Source organism: Pseudomonas sp. Ost2 (assembly GCF_018326065.1).
Classification (GTDB): Bacteria; Pseudomonadota; Gammaproteobacteria; order Pseudomonadales; family Pseudomonadaceae; genus Aquipseudomonas; species Aquipseudomonas gingeri.
This window is the reverse complement of sequence record NZ_AP021904.1, coordinates 4811100-4829925: the sequence shown is the minus strand read 5'-3', so window position 1 is coordinate 4829925 and position 18826 is coordinate 4811100. Positions and strand designations below refer to the sequence as shown.

Genomic DNA, 18826 nt, shown 5'->3' with positions numbered 1-18826 from the left:
GGAGTGGATCAGCGGGTACGGTGCACCAGCCGTGAATAGGAAATCAGCATGCTGGTCAGCTCCTGGCTGACGCTGGTCAGCGGCGAGGCGCGACGGCTGATCAGGCAGACATCGCGCGACGCCAGGGGCTCTTCGATGGCGATGGTGGTCAGGGCGCTGGAAAACAGTTTCATCCCCGGCAGCATGCGTGGCTCGATGGTCAGGTAGTCGGTTTCCGAGACGATGTGCAGGGTTTCCAGCAGCGAGTCGGTGGTGATGGCGATCTTCGGCGGCGCCAGGCCCTGGGCGCGAAACAGTTCGGTCAGGCGGTTTTCCGCGCCGCCCACCACGCCTGCCGGGCGCACGCTGATCCACTGGCAGTCGGTGAGGGCCTGTACCGAGCGGGCCTGGGCCTGGGGGTGCCCCTTGCGCGCGATGATGCCGGCGTTGGAGCTGTAGAGGCGGTCGATGGACAGGTCGATATCGCTGACATTCGGGGCCAGCGGGCAGAGCACGAAATCCAGGCGGCCGTCGCGGACCTTTTCGATCAGGCCTTTGGTCGAACCGCTCGCCACGTGCACCTGCATGCGCGGGAAGCGCTGGGTGAAGCTGCTCAGCACCGGCAGGAGCAATTCGGCCAGGGGCTCGGAGGTCACGCCCAGGGCGATATGGCCTTCGGGTTCGCCTTTCCAGGGCTGCAGGTCGAGCAGGGCACGTTCGCAATCGAGGGTGATGGAGCGGGCGCGGATCAGGAACACCTCGCCGGCCGGAGTCAGGTTGATGCCCTGGTTCGAGCGCTGCAGCAAGACCACGCCGAGTTCTTTTTCCAGGGTCTGGATCGATTGCGTCAGGGTACTTTGGGCGACATCCAGTTGGCGTGCGGCAGAACGGAAACTGCCCTTTTCAACCACGGAACAGAACGCGCGAAGATGGGTGAGAGTCATGACGGTCGGCCTCGTTTCGTTCGTTATTGATCAAGCTGTTCCAGTTGTTGTGTGCACGACGTTAATTATCGAATGAGAATTGTTTGTAGGGCGAAAACCGGGTCGTCCAATAATGCACCGGCCGCAGCTTATCGGATGCCAATTGGCCTTGAAAGATCGGTATTGACGATCAGGTTCAGTATTTCTGATCACTGAAATCGCAATTTTTTCCGCTCCAGGGCCCGATTTCTCGGTAGGGTTGAGCCATGACCACAACGGACCAGGGGTTGATCGCCTGGACCGATCCCGATCACTCCGAGCGTTCTTCTCAAGTTCCTCGGGTTGCTTCTAAGATCGGTTCCGGAACATGAACACGGTGTCGGGGCATTGATTGGAAATACCCGCGTCAGTGAGTCTGACCAAATATTATCAATACCCGGTTATTGATAAACGAAAGGTTATAAGCGATTCGATAGTGCCGCGGCCTATGGGATAAGCGCGATTAAAACAACAACAAATCATGAGGTGTTCGGCCGTGCCTGTTCTTGGGTCCTGCCAGCGTCCGAACCCGAGCTTAAGGATCATTTAGGGTGCATTTATCATGAATAAGACTTTAATCCTGGCTGGCGCCTTGTCAGCTGCGCTGATGGGCACCGCTCACGCCGAGAATCTGTTGAAGGTGGCGTTGAACGCCGACATTCGCAGCACCGAGCCAGGAGTCAACCGTGACACCAACTCCGACGCGATCATCCTGCACATCACCGAAGGACTGGTGGCCTTCCGTGAAGATGCGACCGTCGGCCCGCTGCTGGCCAAGGATGTGCAGATGTCCGATGACGGCCTGCGCTACACCTTCCATCTGCGTGACGGGGTGAAATTCCAGAACGGTGCGCCGTTGACCTCGGCCGAAGTGCTGTGGACCTGGAAGCATTACCTGGACCCGAAGACCCAATGGCGCTGCGCCCCCGAGTTCGACGGCCATGGCGGCGCGAAAATCGTCGATATCAGCGCGCCGGATGCACTGACCGTGGTGTTCACCCTCGACAAGCCCAACGGCCTGTTCCTTACCAGCACCGCGTTGCCTGAATGTGGCGGCAGCGGCATCCTGCACCCGGACTCGGTGGTGGACGGCCAGTGGAAGGCGCCCATCGGCACCGGTCCGTTCCGCCTGGGTGAGTGGAAGCCCGGCCAGTATGTCGAACTGCTGCGCAACGCCAACTACACCCCGCGGGATGAAAAGGCCCCGGACGGTTACACCGGAAACAAGACCACCAGCCTGGACCGCGTCCGCCTGCTGGTGATTCCGGACCCGGCGGCGGCCAAGGCGGCATTGCTGTCGAAGAACGTCGACCTGCTGATCGATGTCACCCCGCTGGACGCCACCGAACTGGCCGCCAGTTCCGGCATCAAGGTCACCTCCAGCGGCACCATGTCGGTCAATGCCCTGCTGTTCCAGACCCGTGATCCGCTGCTCAAGGACGTGCGCCTGCGCCAGGCCATCGCCCATGCCCTGGACTCCGCGCAGATCGTCGCCGCGCTCACGGGGGGACGGTCCCAGGCCAATAACTCGATGGTCGCCAGCGGCAGTCACTATCACAAGGCGACGCAGGACCTGGGCTTCAACTTCGACCCGGCGAAAACCGCGCAACTGCTGCGCGAGGCCGGTTACAAGGGCGAGCCGATCAAGCTGATCGTCAACAAGCGCTACGCCGCGATCTTCGACATGGGCGTGTTCGTCCAGGCCATGGCCAAGGCCAGCGGCATCAACCTGGAACTGGAAACCCTGGAGTGGGGCACCCAGCTCGAACGCTACCAGACCGGCAACTACCAGATGATGGCTTTCCCGTATTCCGAGCGCCTGGACCCGGCCCTGAGTTTCGACTCGGTGACCGGCGACAAGGACAAGGAACCGCGCAAGGTCTGGGATAACCCCGAGGCGCGCCAGTGGCTGCGCGAGGCCCAGCGTGAATCCGATATCGACAAGCGCCAGGCGCTGTTCGACCAGTTGCATCGACAGATGCTCAAGGATGTACCGATGATCCCGATGTACAACGGCAACGCGATTGCCGCCTCCCGCGATTACGTGCAGGGCCTGCGCACCTGGCCGGTGTCCAAGCCGCGGCTGTGGACCGTCAGCGTGCCTGCGTCCGGGAGTAACTGAGGATGTTGCGTTTCATCGTTCAACGGCTGGCAATGGCGATCCCGACCTTGCTGCTGATCTCGCTGATGGTCTTCGCGATCATCCGCCTGGTGCCGGGTGATCCGGCCCTGTTGATGCTCGGCGACATGGCCGACGCCCACAGCCTGGAAGTCACCCGTGCGGCCCTGGGGCTGGACCAGCCGCTGCCGTTGCAGTTCGTGATCTGGCTCAAGGCCGTGTTCAGCGGCGACCTGGGCCATTCGATCACCACCAGCGAGGCGGTGCTGCCACTGATCCTCGAGCGCTTCCAGGTCAGTGCCGGGATCGTCCTGGTGTCGGTGCTGCTGGCGGCCCTGATCGCGGTGCCCGCCGGCCTGCTGTCGGCCTGGAAACAGAACAGCACGCTGGATTTCGGCGTGGTGTCGACGGCCACGCTGCTGCTGTCGATCCCCAGCTTCTGGCTCGGCCTGCTGCTGCTCTACGCCTTCGGTATCAAGCTGGGCTGGTTGCCGGTGGTGGGCTACGTGTCGTTCGGTACGGCGCCGTGGCAGGCCCTGAGCTACATCGTCCTGCCGATCGTCACCCTGACCCTGGTGGAACTCGGGGCGATCACGCGGATGGCCCGGGCCAGCGCCATTGAGGTGCTGCGCCTGGAATACATCACCCATGCCCGGGCCAAGGGCCTGTCGGAGCGGGCGGTGTTGTGGCGCCACGCGCTGCGCAATTCCTTTGCGCCGACGCTGACCCTGATCGGCCTGATCCTCGGCAACCTGCTCAGCGGTATCGCCGTGCTGGAAACCGTGTTCACCCTGCCGGGTATCGGCCGCCTGATGGTCGATGCCATCTACGCCCGGGACTACCCGGTGCTGCAAGGCTGCCTGCTGCTGGTGACCTTTGTCTATGTGCTGGTCAACCTGTTGGTGGACCTGCTGTACCCGCTCTTCGACCCCAGGGTTAAGTTATGAATAAGCCTCTTCCTGCCGCGCCCGAGGTGCTGCTGCCGGCGCCGGTGCGTGCTTCCAGGTCCTGGCGTGTGCCGCCGTTGAACGCGCTGATCGGCGCGATCCTGCTGGCCGTGCTGTTGATCATGGCCTTGCTCGGCCTGGTCTGGACGCCCCACGATCCCCTGAGCCTGAACCTGCTGGCACGCTTGCAGGCACCGACGGCCGCCCACTGGCTGGGCACCGACGAATATGGTCGCGATGTGTTGAGCCGGTTGATGATCGGTGCGCACACCAGCCTGTGGGTCAGCATTCTCACCGTGACCCTGGCGATCAGTGCCGGGACGTTGCTGGGCCTGCTGGCCGGCTTCCTGCGCGGCTGGGTCGACCGTGGCCTGATGATGGTCAACGACGCCTTGCTGGCATTTCCCGGCATCCTGCTGGCCCTGGGCCTGATGGCGATCATCGGCCCGAGCCTGTACGGCATCGTCTTCGCCTTGAGCCTGGCCTACACCCCTTCGGTGGTGCGGGTGGTGCGCGGCACGGTGCTGTCGCTGCGGGAGAAAGAGTTCGTCGAAGCCTCGCGGGTCATCGGCAACTCCGAGCTGTACACCATGCTGCGGCATATCGCGCCGAACTGCGTGGCCCCCGTCTGTGTGCTCGCCACCAGCATGTTCGGCTGGGCGATCCTCGCCGAAAGCTCCCTGAGCTTCCTCGGCCTGGGCGTGCCGCCACCGGCGGCGACCTGGGGCAACATGCTGGCGGCCAGCCGCCCGTATATCGCCACGGCCAGTTGGCTGGGGCTGTTTCCCGGAGCCTGCATCGCCATGGCGCTGCTGGCGTTCAACCTCTGTGGCGACGCCTTGCGTGATCGTCTCGACCCGCGGATGAGCAAGTGACCATGACCACGACCGATGTATTGCTGGCGGTTGATCAGCTGAAAATCCGCGTGGGCAGCCACGGCCCGTTGGCGGTCAACGACCTGAGCTTCACCATCGCCCCCGGCGAGATCGTCGCGCTGGTGGGCGAATCCGGCAGCGGCAAGACCATGGCCGCCCGTGCCGCCATCGGCCTGCTGCCGCCGCCCCTGGAACACTGCGGCGGCCAGGTGCGCTTCCAGGGACATGACCTCAATCAGCTCACGCCCGAGCAACTGCGGGCCTTGCGCGGGGCGAAGATCGGCATGGTGTTCCAGGAACCCATGGTCTCCCTCAACCCGTCGATGAGCATTGGCGAACAGATGGCCGAGGGCCTGCGTCTGCACACGCTGTTGAGCGACGCGCAGATTCGCCAGCGCAGCCTGGAGATGCTCGGCCATATCGGCATCAAGGATGCCGAGCGCTGCCTGGCCGCCTATCCCCATGAGTTCTCCGGCGGCATGCGTCAGCGGATCATGCTCGCTTCGGTGATGCTGTTGCGCCCGGCGCTGCTGATCGCCGACGAGCCGACCACCGCCCTGGACTGCCTGGCGCAACTGGACGTGTTGAAGCTGATGCTGGAGCTGACCCGCGAGCAGGGCACGGCGATTCTGTTTATCAGCCATGACCTGTCCCTGGTGGCGCGTTATGCCGACAAGGTGGTGGTGATGCGCGAGGGCCGCGCGGTGGAGCAGGGCAGCATCCAGCAGATCCTGCTGGCGCCCAAGGCCGAGTACACCCGCCAGTTGCTGGAGGCGCTGCCCCGGCGCGGCGAACTGGCCGAACTGCCGAAGGCGGATGGGCCGTTGCTGACGGTCAGGGACGTGTGCATCGAACACCCCGGCCCGCGCAGCCTGTGGGGGCGCAGCCAGCCCAAGCGCGTGGTGCATTCGGCCAACCTGACCATCGCGCCGGGGGAGACCCTGGCCCTGGTGGGCGGCAGCGGGTCCGGGAAGACTACCCTGGGCCGGGCGATCGTCGGCCTGAACAGCGCCTGTGCCGGCGCCATCGAGTTCGAAGGCGTGGACATTCTCAAGGCCGGCAACCGCGAGCATCGCCTGCAGTGCCAGATGATTTTCCAGGACCCGTATTCGTCCCTCGATCCACGCATGAAGATCGGCGACATCCTGGCCGAACCGCTGCGCCATGTGCCCGGCATGACTCCCGCGCAAAAGCGCGAACGGGTCACCAGGACGCTGGCGGATATCGGCCTGGCCGAGCAGTTCGTCGACCGCTTCCCGCACCAGCTGTCCGGTGGTCAGCGCCAGCGCGTGGCGATCGGCCGGGCGCTGGTTCGTCACCCGCGGCTAGTGATCGCCGATGAACCGATCTCGGCCCTGGACATGACCATCCAGAAGCAGATTCTCGAACTGTTCGAACGCCTGCAGGCGCAGTACGGCTTCGCCTGCCTGTTTATCTCCCACGACCTGGCGGCGGTGGAGCGCATTGCCCATCGGGTCGCGGTGATGAGCGAGGGGCGGGTGGTGGAGATGGGCAGTCGCGACGAGATCTTCGACCGACCGCAACATCCCTATACCCGCAAGTTGCTGGCCGCCGCCAGCCCTCTGGAGAAACTGGACAACGGTGGCTATCGCATCCGCCCGGCCCCCGTCCCGCTAGCGCTGTAACCCAGGACTGACTTCACCCGCCGCGCAAATCGTCGATTTGCGCGAACGGCGAAGCCATGCCCGAAGAACAAGAAAAACACCCTACCTCTCGACACTGCCAGGAGCTAAAAAAATGAAAAAATCCCTGACTCATCTCATCACCGGCGTGGGCGTCGTCAGCAGCGGGATCCTCCCGTCGCTGGCCCATGCCGAGTTCATCAAGGACAGCAGCGGCGCGCTGGAATTGAAGAACTACTACTTCAACCGCGACTACCGTGAAGAAGCCTCGCAGTCGATGCGCAACGAATGGGCGCAAGGTTTCATTCTCGGCATCAAGTCCGGCTTCACCGAAGGCACCGTGGGTTTCGGCCTGGACCTGACCGGCATGCTCGGGGTCAAGCTCGACTCCAGCCCCGACCGTTCCGGCACCGGGCTGCTGCAGCGCGACAGCGACAAGCGCGCGTCCGACGAGTATTCCAAGCTGGGGGTGACCGCCAAGGCCCGTTTCGCCAAGAGCGAACTGCGCGTGGGCTACCTGGTCCCGGACCTGCCGACCCTGCAACCCAACACCAGCCGGCTGTTCCCGCAGTCGTTCAGCGGTACCCAGCTGATCTCCAATGACATCAGCAACCTCAAGCTGAGCCTCGGCCAACTGGACCAGGCCAAGGACCGCGACTCGACCAACTACGAAGACATGAAGCTGACCACCGTCAGCAAGGTCTACAAGAGCACGGCCCTGAGCGACAAGTTCCGCTTCGCCGGCGGCGACTATTCGCTGACCCCCAATACCCTGCTCAGCTACCACTATGCCGAGCTGGACAGCATCTATCACCAGCAATACGTGGGGTTCAAGAACAGCTTCGGCCTGGGGCCGGGCGCGCTGAAAACCGACATACGCTACTTCAAGGCCGACAAGGATGGCGCCGGCCTGGCCGGTGATGTCGACAACCGTGCCCTGAGTACGCGCCTGACCTACCAGTACAAGGGCCACAGTATCGGTGGCGGCTTCCAGCGGCAGTACGGCACCACGCCGTTCACCTACCTGGACGGCTCCATCACCTACCTGTTCACCGAGTACCAGTTCAGCAACTTCACCCAGACCCGGGAACAGGCCTGGCACGCCCGCTACGACTACAACTTCGCCGACATCGGCCTGCCGGGCCTGACCTTCGGCGCCAAGTACGCCAAGGGCGATTCGGCCGAAGTCCTCGGTTTCAACGGCGAGGGCCGCGAATGGGAGCGTGACCTGGACATCGCCTACGTGGTGCAGACCGGTCCGTTCAAGGGCGTGTCGATGCGCTGGCGCAACGCCCTGGCCAAGGGCAACTACTTCAACGACGTCAACGAGAACCGCGTGCTGCTGGGTTACACCATCGCCCTCTGGTAACAGGGCCCGCCGATCACTCCCATGCGCATCGTGGGAGTGATCCCGGCGGGGGCGGTCGTGATCGGAACAACAGATCGAGATAGCCCTGGCCGCCCTTACTGGTGATCACCGCTGCTCGCTACTATTTCCACGGCATCCGTCACTCGAATATCGAGACTTCTGGTTTATGAAACTTAATCAACACCCCTTGCTGCAAGCGACACAGGGTACCCACAGGCACGTGGAGAGTGAGCATTACGGTGCACTGGGGGCCGCGCGGAAAATCTACATCCAGGCGGCGCTGCACGCCGACGAAACGCCGGCATTGCTGGTGGCCGCCCGGTTGCGTCGGCAACTGGCGGAGCTCGAAGACGCCAATCGCCTGAATGCCGAAATCGTCCTGGTGGCGGTGGCCAACCCGGCGGGCCTGAGCCAGTACATCATGGGCGCTCCGAGCGGGCGTTTCGAGCTGGGCAGCGGGCGCAATTACAACCGTGGTTTCCCGGTGCCCTACCAGGAGATCGCGGGCAAGATCGAGTCCCGGCTGGGCCAGGACATCGACGCTAACCGGCAACTGATTCGCCAGGCCTGGGGCGAGTGCCTGCGGGCCGCCGAGCCGATGGATGAGTTCCAGTCGTTGCAGCGCACCCTGATGCTGCTGGCCCATGACGCCGACATCGTGCTCGACCTGCATTGTTCCCGCGAAGCGGCCATGCACGTCTACACCGGGGAAACGGTGTGGCCGACGGTCGAACCCCTGGCCCGCTATATCGGTGCCGAGGTTTCCCTGCTGGCGACCGATTCCCAGGCCAACTCGTTCGACGAGGCGTTGTACCTGCTGTGGCTGAACCTGCGCGAGCGCTTCGGCGCGCGTTTCCCGATTCCCGACAGCAGCGTCGCGGTGACCATCGAGCACCGCGGTCAGCGCGACGTTTCTTATGCCCTGGCCGAACACGATGCCACGGCGATCATCGATTACCTGACCCACCTGGGCGCCATCGAAGGCACCCCGCGACCGCTGCCGGAACTGCGTAACCCGGCCACGCCCCTGGCGGGCAGCGAGCAGTTCTATTCGCCCTGCGCCGGCGTGCTGGTCCACCGCGCCGCGGTCGGCAGTCGCATCGAAGCGGGCGAGCCGCTGTTCGATATCGTCGACCCGCACAGCGGCAAGATCACCACCCTGAACAGCCACAACACCGGCGTGTTGTACATGCGTCGCGACGTTCGCTTCGTCAAGCCGGGCGATCCCCTGGGCCGGGTCTCCGGTGCCACGCCGATTCGCAGCGGCAAGTTGCTCAGCGCTTGATCCTCGAATAGCCGATCGTTCCCGCGCTCTGCGTGGGAGTGCATCCCGTGACGCTCCGCGTCAACTCCAGGCGCACTTGAAGCGGGACGCGGAGCGTCCCGGGCGGCGCACCCACGCAGAGCGTGGGAGCGATCCTTGAAACCATTCATTTTTTGTTATCTGGCAGGACTTTCCCATGCAACCGAATCCGGCGATCACCCTGGAAAAGCGCTTTTGCGCCCACAATTACTCACCCCTGGAAGTGGTCATCGTCCAGGGTGAAGGCGTCTGGGCCATCGGCGATGACGGGCGCCGCTACCTGGACATGATGTCGGCCTATTCCGCCGTCAGCCACGGCCATGCCCACCCGCGTATTCGTGCGGCGGCGATGGCGCAGATCGACAAGGTCAGCGTGGTCTCGCGGGCGTTCTACAGCGAGCCGCTGGGCAACTTCCTGCAGACCCTGTGCCGCATCAGCGGCTTCGATTCGGCCCTGCCGATGAACAGCGGTGCCGAAGCGGTGGAAACCGCGATCAAGGCGGCGCGCCGCTGGGGCTACCGGGTCAAGGGCATCGCGGCCAACCAGGCGAAGATCGTCGTCGCCGACAACAACTTCCATGGCCGTACCTCGACCATCGTCGGGTTCTCCTCGGAGCCGGCGTACAAGGCCGATTTCGGTCCGTTCTGCAACGGGTTCAGCGAAGCCCGCTTCGGCGATATCGAGAGCTTCCGCGCGGCCATTACCGCTGATACCTGTGCGGTGCTGATCGAGCCGATCCAGGGCGAGGCGGGGATTCGCCTGCCGCCCGCCGGTTTTCTGCGCGAGTTGCGCCAACTGTGCGATGAAACCAATACCTTGCTGATCCTCGATGAGATCCAGTCGGGCCTGGGCCGGACCGGCAAGTGGTTCGCCTTCGAGCACGAAGGCATCCGCCCGGACGCGCTGATCCTCGGCAAGGCCCTGGGCGGCGGGATCATGCCGGTGTCGGCGTTCGTCGCCGACCACCCGATCATGGACCTGTTCGATGCCGGCAGCCACGGCTCCACGTTCGGCGGCAACCCGCTGGCGGCAGCTATCGGCCTGGAGGCGTTGAAGGTGCTGGAGGACGAGGGCCTGATCGACAATAGCGCGCAACTGGGTCAGTACCTGGTGGAGCGCCTGACCGCCCTTGGCTCGCCGGCCATTCGCGAGATCCGCGGGCGTGGCCTGTGGGTCGGGGTCGAGCTGGACCGCGATGCCCGGCCGATCTGCGAAGCGCTGCTGGCCGAGGGGGTGCTGACCAAGGAAACCCACGAAAACGTGCTGCGCATCGCGCCGCCGCTGTCCATCAGTCGCGAAGAACTGGACTGGGGCCTGGAGCGCATCGAGCGCGTGTTCAAACAACTGGTCTGACTTGAGTCCCCGTATGAGCGAATTTCTCAGCCACCTCGACATTGATCAGCAACGCTTCGCCTATCTCGACCTGCACAAGTTGCTGACGCCCGGGCAACTGGCACGGTTGCCGTATTCGCTGCGTATCCTCCTGGAAAACATCGCCCGCTGCGCACCGGCGGCGCTGCCGGGGTGCTGGCGCGGGCCACGGGGAACGGTGCCGATTGCGAGGTGCCGTTCCAGCCCAATCGGCTGATGTTCCATGACACCACCTGCCTGCCGGCCCTGGCGGATTTTGCCGGCATGCGCGACGTGGTGGCCGAGTTGGGTGGCGATCCGCGGGCGGTGAACCCGTCGATTCCGGCGGTGCTGACCATCGACCATTCGGTGATCGTCGAACACTACGCCGAGGCCGGCGCGGTGGAGGCCAACCTGGCGATCGATTTCCGTCGCAACAGCGAGCGCTATCGGTTTATCAAGTGGGCCCAGGCCAGCCTGGACAATTTCAAGGTGATCCCGCCGGGCACCGGGATCATTCACCAGATGAACATGGAGTCGATTGCCCAGGTGGTCTGGGAGTCGAACATGGCCGACGGCCAGGTGCTGCTGCACCCGGACTGCATGGTCGCCACCGACAGCCACACGCCGATGATCAACGCCATCGGTGTGCTGGGCTGGGGCGTCGGCGGCCTGGAAGGGCAGGCGGCGATGCTCGGCGAACCGGTGCCGATTCCCTATCCACAGGTGGTGGGGATCCGGGTCAGCAATGCCTTGCGCCCCGGCGTCAGCGCCACCGATCTGGCATTGACCGTGACCGAGTTGCTGCGCCGGCGCAGCATGGTGGGCAAGTTCGTCGAGTTCACCGGGCCGGGCCTGGCGTCCCTCAGTTGGGCGGCACGGGGCACGGTCGCCAATATGGCACCGGAGTACGGCGCCACCGTGGTGTTTTTCCCGTTCGATGACGAAACCCTGTCCTATCTCACCCTCAGCGCGCGCCCGACCGCCCTGGTCAGCAAGGTGTCGGCGTATATGGCGGCGCAGTCGCTGTGGCGTCGGGAAAGCGATCCCGAGCCGCAGTTCGACGAGTTGATCGAGCTGGACCTGGACACGGTCGAGCCCAGCGTCGCCGGGCCTCACCAGCCGCACCAGCGCCAGTCCCTGGCGACGGCGGCGGCCTCGTTTCACCAGCAGATCCCCACCGATACCGGGCAGCGCTTTTTCGAGCCGTCGTTCGATGTGCCCATCGGCCATGGCGCGGTGGTGATGTCGGCCATCACCAGTTGCACCAACACCGCCAACCCGGCGCAGATGATCCAGGCCGGCTTGCTGGCCCGCAATGCCCGGGCCCGTGGGGTGGGGCGCAAACCCTGGGTCAAGACATCCCTGTCTCCCGGCTCGCGGGTGGTCGCCGATTACCTGGAGGACGCCGACCTGCTACGGGATTTCGCCGCGGTCGGTTTTGAACTGGCGGGCTTCGGCTGCATGACCTGCATCGGCAACTCCGGCAGCCTGGAAAGCCATGTGGAGGCCTTTGCCGACCAGGGCCTGAAAGGCGTGGTGGTGCTTTCGGGCAACCGCAATTTCGAAGGCCGGGTCAATCCCAGGGTCCCTGCCGGCTACCTGGCGTCGCCGGCGCTCTGCGTGGCCTATGCGATTGCCGGCAGCATCGATATCGACGTATCGAGCCAGCCACTGGCCGTGGATCGGGACGGCCGGCCGGTGTACCTGCACGAGCTGATGCCGGACGAGGCCGAGGTGGCGGCGCTGGTGAGCAGGGTGGTACGGCCGTCGCTGTTCCGCCAGCGCCAGGAACTGCTCTGGCAGGGCACCCATCACTGGCAGGCCCTGGAAGCCGACGGCAGTGTGCAGTTCGCCTGGCAGCCGCGGTCCACCTACCTGCGTCGCCCGCAGTACCTGGCGGGAATCGGCGCCGAGCCCGCGGCCTCGCTGTCCATCGCCAATGCCCGCGCCCTGGTGGTACTGGGCGACAATGTCACCACCGACCATATCTCGCCGGCCGGGACCATCCCCGCCGAGAGTCTGGCCGGCCACTGGTTGCGCGAGCGCGGCGAAGCCCTGGCGGACCTCAACCAGTATTCGACCCGGCGCAGCAACCATGAGGTGATGGTGCGTGGCGCTTTCACCAATCCGCGCCTGAACAACCTGCTGGATACCGGCCAGCCGGCGCGCCAGGGCGTGTGGGCGTGGAATGCCGACCGCAGCGAATACCTGCCGCTGTACCAGGCGGCGCAGAGTTACATCGCCCGTGGCACGCCAACGGTACTGCTGGCCGGGATCAACTATGGCGCCGGTTCCAGCCGTGACTGGGCGGCCAAGGTGCTCAGCCTGCTGGGTATCAAGGTCGTCGTGGCGCGCAGTATCGAGCGTATTCACCGCAGCAACCTGATCGGCATGGGCGTGCTGCCGCTGGTGTTCAAGAGCGGCGCCGGGGTCATGGACCTGCGCCTGGACGGCAGCGAAGCCCTGACCTTCGAGGGCCTCGATCAACTGAGTGTGGGCGAGAACCCGATCACCCTGGTGATCCGGCGTGCGGACGGTACGCTTTGCTCCACGGAACTGCTGTTGCGCCTCGACTCGTTGCAGGAGCTTGGGTACCTTGAGCACGGCGGCGTATTGCCGTTTGTCGTGCGTAAAACCGTGAAGCGGACTCGCCAAGGAGTGTGATGTGCAGCCGATTGACCCCCAGGTACTGCAACAACTGGCCCCCGACGGTGTGTTGCGGGCCGCGATCAACTACGGCAACCCGGTGCTCGCCCAGCGTGGCGACGATGGCCGGCCCCGTGGCGTTTCCATGAGGCTGGCCGAGGCCCTGGCCGAAGAACTCGGCGTGACCCTGGAGACGTTCTGCTTCGAGGCGGCGGGCAAGGTCTTCGCTGCCTTGGCGCAGGACGCCTGGCGTGTGGCGTTCCTCGCCATCGAACCGGTGCGCGAGCGTGAGATCGCTTTCAGCGCACCTTATGTGATCATCAAGGGCACCTACCTGGTGGCGGCTGACGCGCCGTTCACCGAGGTGGCACAACTGGATGCTCCGGGGCGGCGGATCGCGGTGGGCCAGGGCGCGGCCTATGACCTCTACCTGAGCCGCACCGTGCAGCACGCCGAACTGGTGCGCGCGCCGACCTCGGCAGGCGCGGTGGATCTTTTCATCGAGCAGGGGCTGGACGCGGCGGCGGGTGTGCGTGACTACCTGCGCGGTTTGGTCGATGAGCGTTGGCGGTTGCTGGAAGACGACTTCATGACCATTCGCCAGGCGGTGGCCGTGCCGGTGGCCCATCAGGCCGCGGCGGCCTTCGTCAGGTCCTTTGTCGAGCGGCAGAAGGCGAGCGGGGCGGTGGCGGAGGCGCTACTGGCCAGCGGACAGAGTGCCGAGCTGGTAGCGCCGCGGTGATGGGCGGGAGCGACGTTCGCTAGCTCGGCTCGAGCGCCATGTGGATCAGCGGGAAGGGCTGCCCTTGTCCATCGGTCTGCGAACGGCCGATATCCTTGAAGCCATAGTGCCGATAGAAACCATGGGCCTCGGGGTTCTGCTCGTTGACATCGACGGTCAACGGACCGCAACGCTCGCGCACGAAATCGAGCAGGCGCGTGCCGGTGCCCCGTCCACGCAGGGCCGGTTCGATAAAGAGCATTTCGACCTTGTCGTCGCTGACGCCGATAAACCCGGCCAGGCTCTTGTCGGGCTGCTCTTCGACCCAGACCTGCACCGCCGGCAAGTACAGGTCGCGCACTTGCGGATACAGCGCCTGGATATTCGTTTCATCGAGGAAAGTGTGGGTGGCGCGCACCGAGCGCAGCCAGAGTTCACTGAGGGGAAGGTTGTCGGAAGGGCGTCGTTGTCGAATAGTCATGGGCATTCAATCATCGAGGTATTTGTCTGTGAAGTCGGCATGCGCGCAACGGGCAGGCTCGACAGGAAGAGGTGGCGCCACGGGGTCGAACGTCGCGCGAATCAACGCCTGGACGCCACGACAGCAGGGTTTGCCTGATTGAAGGGAGGTGGATTTTTACAAGACCCCGGCCCTTTGACAAGTCGCGACAGTCTCGTCGGCAAGCTGAAAGTTATTAATGATTGAGCGGCAACTGTTAAAAAGATTAAAGAATGTAAAAGTTTGTATAGTTGAATTTTTTAATAGCCGATTTGTTTGCGCTGGCACTGGAGTTTATCGACCCTGGCGCGTCTATAATGCGCGCACTCTATATATCTGCAGATTGTCACTTATGGAAAGTTCGGCATTGAGCAAAGTGTTGCTCGTTGAAGATGACCTCAAGCTTGCGGCCCTGGTGGCGCAATTCCTGTCCCAGCACGGTTTCGACGTACGCACGGTACATCGCGGCGATGTGGCATTGGCGGCTTTCCAGGAGTTCAAGCCACGGATCGTGGTGCTCGACCTGATGCTGCCGGGGCAGAGCGGCTTGCAGGTGTGCCGGGACATTCGCGCCATTGCCGACACCCCCATCGTGATTCTCACGGCCAAGGAAGATGACCTCGACCATATCCTGGGCCTGGAATCCGGGGCCGACGACTATGTGATCAAGCCGATCAAGCCGCCCGTGCTGCTGGCGCGGTTGCGTGCCTTGCAACGTCGGCAGACGCCGGATGCCTCGGCGCGGGGCACTCTCGAATTCGGTCGCCTGAGCATCGACCGCAGTTGCCGCGAAGTACGCCTGGCCGGCGAGCTGATCGAACTGACCACCATGGAGTTCGAACTGCTCTGGCTGCTGGCCAATGCCGCCGGGGAAATCCTTTCCCGCGATGACATTCTCAACCGGATTCGGGGCATTGCCTTCGATGGCCTGAACCGCAGCGTCGATGTCTATGTCAGCAAGCTGCGCAACAAGTTGCATGACAATCCCCGCGAACCGGTGTGCATCAAGACCATCTGGGGCAAGGGCTACCTGTTCAATCCGTTCGGTTGGGAGTTGTAGATGCTGCGCCTGTTCCTGCGTCTGTACATTTTCCTGGCGCTGGGTTTCGGTGGCGCTATCTATACGGTCAACTACGTCTTCACCGAGTTGCTCAACGGCCCGACCGAGGCCCTCAACCGTGAGTCGGTGCGGGGCCAGGCCTATGCCCTGGTCAAGGACCTGCGGCCTCTCGACAAGGCCGGTCGCGAGCGGCAATTGCTGGAGTGGAAGCCGCATTACGGGTTGAGCCTGAGCCTGGTGGAGACCGATACCCTGGATCTCACCGAGCGGGAGAAGAAACTGCTGGCCAGCAACCAGCTGGTGGTCCGCGAGCAGTTCACCGAGTACATCACGCGGATCGACGACGGCCCGCAACTGCTGAGCATCAAGCTGCCGCCCGAACCGAGCATGACGGTGCCCTATACCATCGCGGCCTACCTGATGCTCGGGGTCCTGGTGGGGATCGTGCTGTTCTTCTGGGTGCGCCCGCACTGGCGCGACCTGGAACGGCTGCGCCTGGCAGCCCAGCGTTTCGGCAACAATGACCTGAGCGCGCGGCTGCATCTGCCCCGGCGTTCGAACATCTACGAACTGGCCGAGCATTTCAACCAGATGGCCGCGCGTATCGAGGGCCTGATCGACAACCAGCGCGAGCTGACCAACGCGGTGTCCCATGAGCTGCGCACGCCCATCGCGCGGTTGTCGTTCGAGCTGGACCAACTGCGCCAGCATATCGATCCGCAGGTCAGTGGCGAACTGATCAGCGACATGCACGCCGACCTGGGCGAGCTGGAGGACATGGTTTCCGAACTGCTGACCTACGCCAGCCTGGAACACGGTGCCGGGGAGAACCGCCGCGAGATCATCGAGGCCCACAGCTGGCTCGACAGCGTGGTGGGCAGCGTGGCCCTGGAAGCGGAGGCCGCCGGCGTGCAACTGACCATTGCCGCCTGCGAAGTCGAGAGCGTGTGCATCGAGCCGCGTTTCATGGCCCGGGCGGTGATCAACCTGCTGCGCAATGCCATTCGTTATGCCGAAGGGCGGGTGCAGGTATCGTTGACGCGTCATGAAGACCATTACCAGGTGCTGGTCTGTGACGACGGCCCCGGTGTGCCGGCGGAGGGCCGGCTGAAGATCTTCGAGCCGTTCCTGCGCCTGGATGCCAGTCGCGACCGTCGCACCGGCGGCTTCGGCCTCGGGCTGGCGTTGGTGCGGCGGGTTTCGCAATGGCATGGCGGCCACGTCGAGGTGCGGGATTCGCAGTGGGGTGGAGCCTCGTTCCGCCTGACCTGGATGCATGTGGAACAGGCCCGCTGACGGTCGCTTCGACAACATCGCAACCCCGTAGGAGCCGGCTTGCCGGCGATGACGGCCGATCAGGCGATGCAAGGCTTACCGGCCTCATCGCCAGCAAGCCGGCTCCTACGGTGAGCGCGTCCGGAAGGTAGGGGCCAGCGGACCCATCAATCGCGCCACCGATATCAGAAAATCAGGCTGGGAGAGGATTCGGAGGCACGTTTGAAGCGGTAGCCCAGGGCGCTGATGCCCAGCACCTGGCGGCTGACGGTGTCGCCCAGGCCCAGGCCGTTGCCGGCCAGGACCGCGTGGGCGTTGTCGATGGGGGTGAGGATGAACTCCGTCAGTTCCTGCTCGTTGATCCGCCCGCGCAGCAGCAGGAAGCCGTCCTCGACCCGGATACTCACGCCGCTCAGGGCCGCCTCGGGCTCGTCGGAATTGATCACCTGGTACTCGCCCACGGTGTTCAGCCAGCCCCTGGGCAGGGGCACCGGCTCGATGCGCTCGCCGAGGGGCATCAATTGCCCGTGGCTGCGGGCGGTGAGGATCTGCCGGCCCTGGACCGTGGTGACATCCATCTGCAGGCGGCCGAGTTCGCCGAGGTCCACCGGCCAGAAACCCAGCAGTTTTTTCTCGGCGCGCAGCCAGCCCTGTTCATCGCGCAGCAACTCGAAGCGGTTGCCGGCCAGGTCGGCGTACAACCGCTGGCGTTCCTGCCGGATCCGCAGGACCCCGGACGGCGTGGCATAGAATCCCTCCAGCCGTTGCCGGTCGATATCGCTGGGGACCGTACGAGTGCCGGCGGCCACCGTCGCTTCCTCCTCGCAGGCTTCGGTGCAGGCGCTTTGCCCGGCATGGGCCTGGAGCATCATGCGCAGCGAGCGGGTGGTCAGGGAGGCGACCAGTTCGCTGCTGGTGTCGGAATTGGCCATGACGATCACAGCCAGTTGCTGGTCGGGCAGCAGGCTGATCTGCGCGACGAAATCGCCGCTGGCGCCGCTGTGCTGGAACGTGCGTACGCCGGGACCGACCGGCTCGTCGCCGCAGGGTGCGAGGAACCAGCCGAGGCCCATCTGGCAGTCGAAGTCCAGGGCGTTGCCACGGTTCTGCTGGCGGAACATTTCCTGCACCGATTGCGCCTCCAGGATCCGTCGGCCCTTGTAGGTGCCGTCGGCGAACAGCATCTGCACGTAGTGGCTCAGGTCGCGGGGACTGGCCCAGAGGCCGCCGGCGGAGAGGTCGCGGATTTCCGTGTCGGGGCGCGGCGAGCCGTTTTGATAACCCTGGGCCCGGAACGGCTGGCGGTCGCCATCGCCGATAAAGCTCGACTGGGTCATTTCCAGCGGCTTGAGCAGGGTTTTCTGCAACTGGTTCTCGAAGCTTTCGCCGCTGCTGCGTTCGATAGCGGCACCCGCCAGGGCATAACCGAGGTTCGAGTAGGCCACCTGACGGCCGGGCGGGTTGCTCAGCCAGAGGCCCGAGACCCGTTGCGGCAACTGGTCGAGGGCCGACGGCGTGCGCAGGTCGCGCAGGTATTCTCCAGGCAGGCCGGACTGATGGCTGAGCAGGCGGCGCAGGGTCACGGCCTTGTCCGCGTCCTGCTGGCGTTCGTGAAAGCGCGAGCGGACGTAGAACTCCTTGAGGGTGTCCTGCAGCGGCGCATCCAGGCTCAGCCGGCGCTGTTCGACCAGTTGCAGGGCCGCCGTGGCGGTCAGCAATTTGGAGAGGGAGCCGGCGCGAAACGCGGTGTGATCGGTGACCCGCACGCCGTCTTCCTTGTCGGCATAACCGAAGCCCCGGGCCCAGATCAGCTCCTGGCCGGCGACCAGGGCAATGGACAGCCCCGGGACCTTGCGCTCGGCCATTTCCTCGGGGATCTGCGTCTGCAGGTAACGGATGATGCTGCTGTAGTCACCCTTTTCCAGGATCGGTGTCGGCGCCGGTGGCTGGCCGTTGCACCCCATGCTGCCCAACAGGAAGCTGATCAGGGGAAGCGTGCGGAGCGAGCGGAGCATGGGACACCCGGAAGCAATGAGAATAATCCCATCCTAGGGCCGGGGGCGGTGGCGGTCTT

General features: G+C 64.4%; 13 protein-coding genes and 1 pseudogene. 11 read left to right on the top strand and 3 right to left on the bottom strand.

Translation table 11 applies throughout. The annotated features are described in order from the left end of the window. Nucleotides 1-8: 8 nt before the first annotated feature. A complete protein-coding gene (locus tag KI243_RS21070; protein ID WP_017124714.1) occupies nucleotides 9-923 on the bottom strand; it encodes a LysR substrate-binding domain-containing protein in 915 nt (304 codons plus the stop codon). Nucleotides 924-1503: 580 nt separating this feature from the next. On the opposite strand from KI243_RS21070, the gene KI243_RS21065 reads away from it, so the two are divergent. The 9 genes and pseudogenes from KI243_RS21065 (at nucleotide 1504) to KI243_RS21025 (ending at nucleotide 13939) form a co-directional block, all read left to right on the top strand. Next, the gene (locus KI243_RS21065; RefSeq protein WP_212809872.1) at nucleotides 1504-3063 is read left to right on the top strand and encodes an ABC transporter substrate-binding protein; all 1560 of its coding nucleotides are present in this window, start codon (nucleotides 1504-1506) and stop codon (nucleotides 3061-3063) included. A 2-nt stretch (nucleotides 3064-3065) separates the two neighbouring features. Further along, the gene (locus KI243_RS21060) at nucleotides 3066-4007 is read left to right on the top strand and encodes an ABC transporter permease (RefSeq protein ID WP_017124712.1); all 942 of its coding nucleotides are present in this window, start codon (nucleotides 3066-3068) and stop codon (nucleotides 4005-4007) included. After that, the gene (locus tag KI243_RS21055; protein WP_042934704.1) at nucleotides 4004-4882 is read left to right on the top strand and encodes an ABC transporter permease; all 879 of its coding nucleotides are present in this window, start codon (nucleotides 4004-4006) and stop codon (nucleotides 4880-4882) included. Before KI243_RS21060 ends, KI243_RS21055 begins: the two co-directional genes overlap by 4 nt. A 2-nt stretch (nucleotides 4883-4884) precedes the next feature. Beyond that, nucleotides 4885-6528: an ABC transporter ATP-binding protein gene (locus KI243_RS21050; protein ID WP_017124710.1), complete on the top strand. Its 1644-nt coding sequence runs from the start codon at nucleotides 4885-4887 to the stop codon at nucleotides 6526-6528. A gap of 112 nt (nucleotides 6529-6640) precedes the next feature. Next, nucleotides 6641-7894 (top strand): OprD family porin, encoded by a 1254-nt coding sequence (locus tag KI243_RS21045; RefSeq protein WP_103032619.1) that lies wholly within the window; start codon nucleotides 6641-6643, stop codon nucleotides 7892-7894. A 166-nt stretch (nucleotides 7895-8060) separates the two neighbouring features. Next, nucleotides 8061-9179, top strand: coding sequence for a succinylglutamate desuccinylase/aspartoacylase family protein (locus KI243_RS21040; protein ID WP_212809871.1), 1119 nt, complete (start codon nucleotides 8061-8063; stop codon nucleotides 9177-9179). A gap of 175 nt (nucleotides 9180-9354) precedes the next feature. Next, the gene (rocD, locus tag KI243_RS21035; RefSeq protein WP_177107015.1) at nucleotides 9355-10551 is read left to right on the top strand and encodes an ornithine--oxo-acid transaminase; all 1197 of its coding nucleotides are present in this window, start codon (nucleotides 9355-9357) and stop codon (nucleotides 10549-10551) included. 13 nt (nucleotides 10552-10564) lie between these two features. Then, nucleotides 10565-13215, top strand: a pseudogene (gene acnA / locus KI243_RS21030) (aconitate hydratase AcnA). 1 nt (nucleotide 13216) lies between these two features. Next, entirely contained in the window at nucleotides 13217-13939 is a 723-nt protein-coding gene (locus tag KI243_RS21025; RefSeq protein WP_178991159.1) for a transporter substrate-binding domain-containing protein, read from the top strand. 19 nt (nucleotides 13940-13958) lie between these two features. Here the strand turns inward: KI243_RS21025 and KI243_RS21020 are convergent, their stop codons facing one another. Continuing rightward, nucleotides 13959-14399 (bottom strand): GNAT family N-acetyltransferase, encoded by a 441-nt coding sequence (locus KI243_RS21020; protein ID WP_212809870.1) that lies wholly within the window; start codon nucleotides 14397-14399, stop codon nucleotides 13959-13961. A 370-nt stretch (nucleotides 14400-14769) separates the two neighbouring features. Here KI243_RS21020 and KI243_RS21015 point away from each other — a divergent pair, with 370 nt between their 5' ends. Beyond that, nucleotides 14770-15477: a response regulator gene (locus KI243_RS21015; RefSeq protein ID WP_177129241.1), complete on the top strand. Its 708-nt coding sequence runs from the start codon at nucleotides 14770-14772 to the stop codon at nucleotides 15475-15477. Then, complete coding sequence (locus tag KI243_RS21010; RefSeq protein ID WP_177086846.1) at nucleotides 15478-16773, top strand: ATP-binding protein; 1296 nt, start codon at nucleotides 15478-15480, stop codon at nucleotides 16771-16773. A 164-nt stretch (nucleotides 16774-16937) separates the two neighbouring features. Here the strand turns inward: KI243_RS21010 and KI243_RS21005 are convergent, their stop codons facing one another. Continuing rightward, entirely contained in the window at nucleotides 16938-18767 is a 1830-nt protein-coding gene (locus KI243_RS21005; protein ID WP_103032725.1) for a serine hydrolase domain-containing protein, read from the bottom strand. Between the last annotated feature and the right edge of the window lie 59 nt (nucleotides 18768-18826).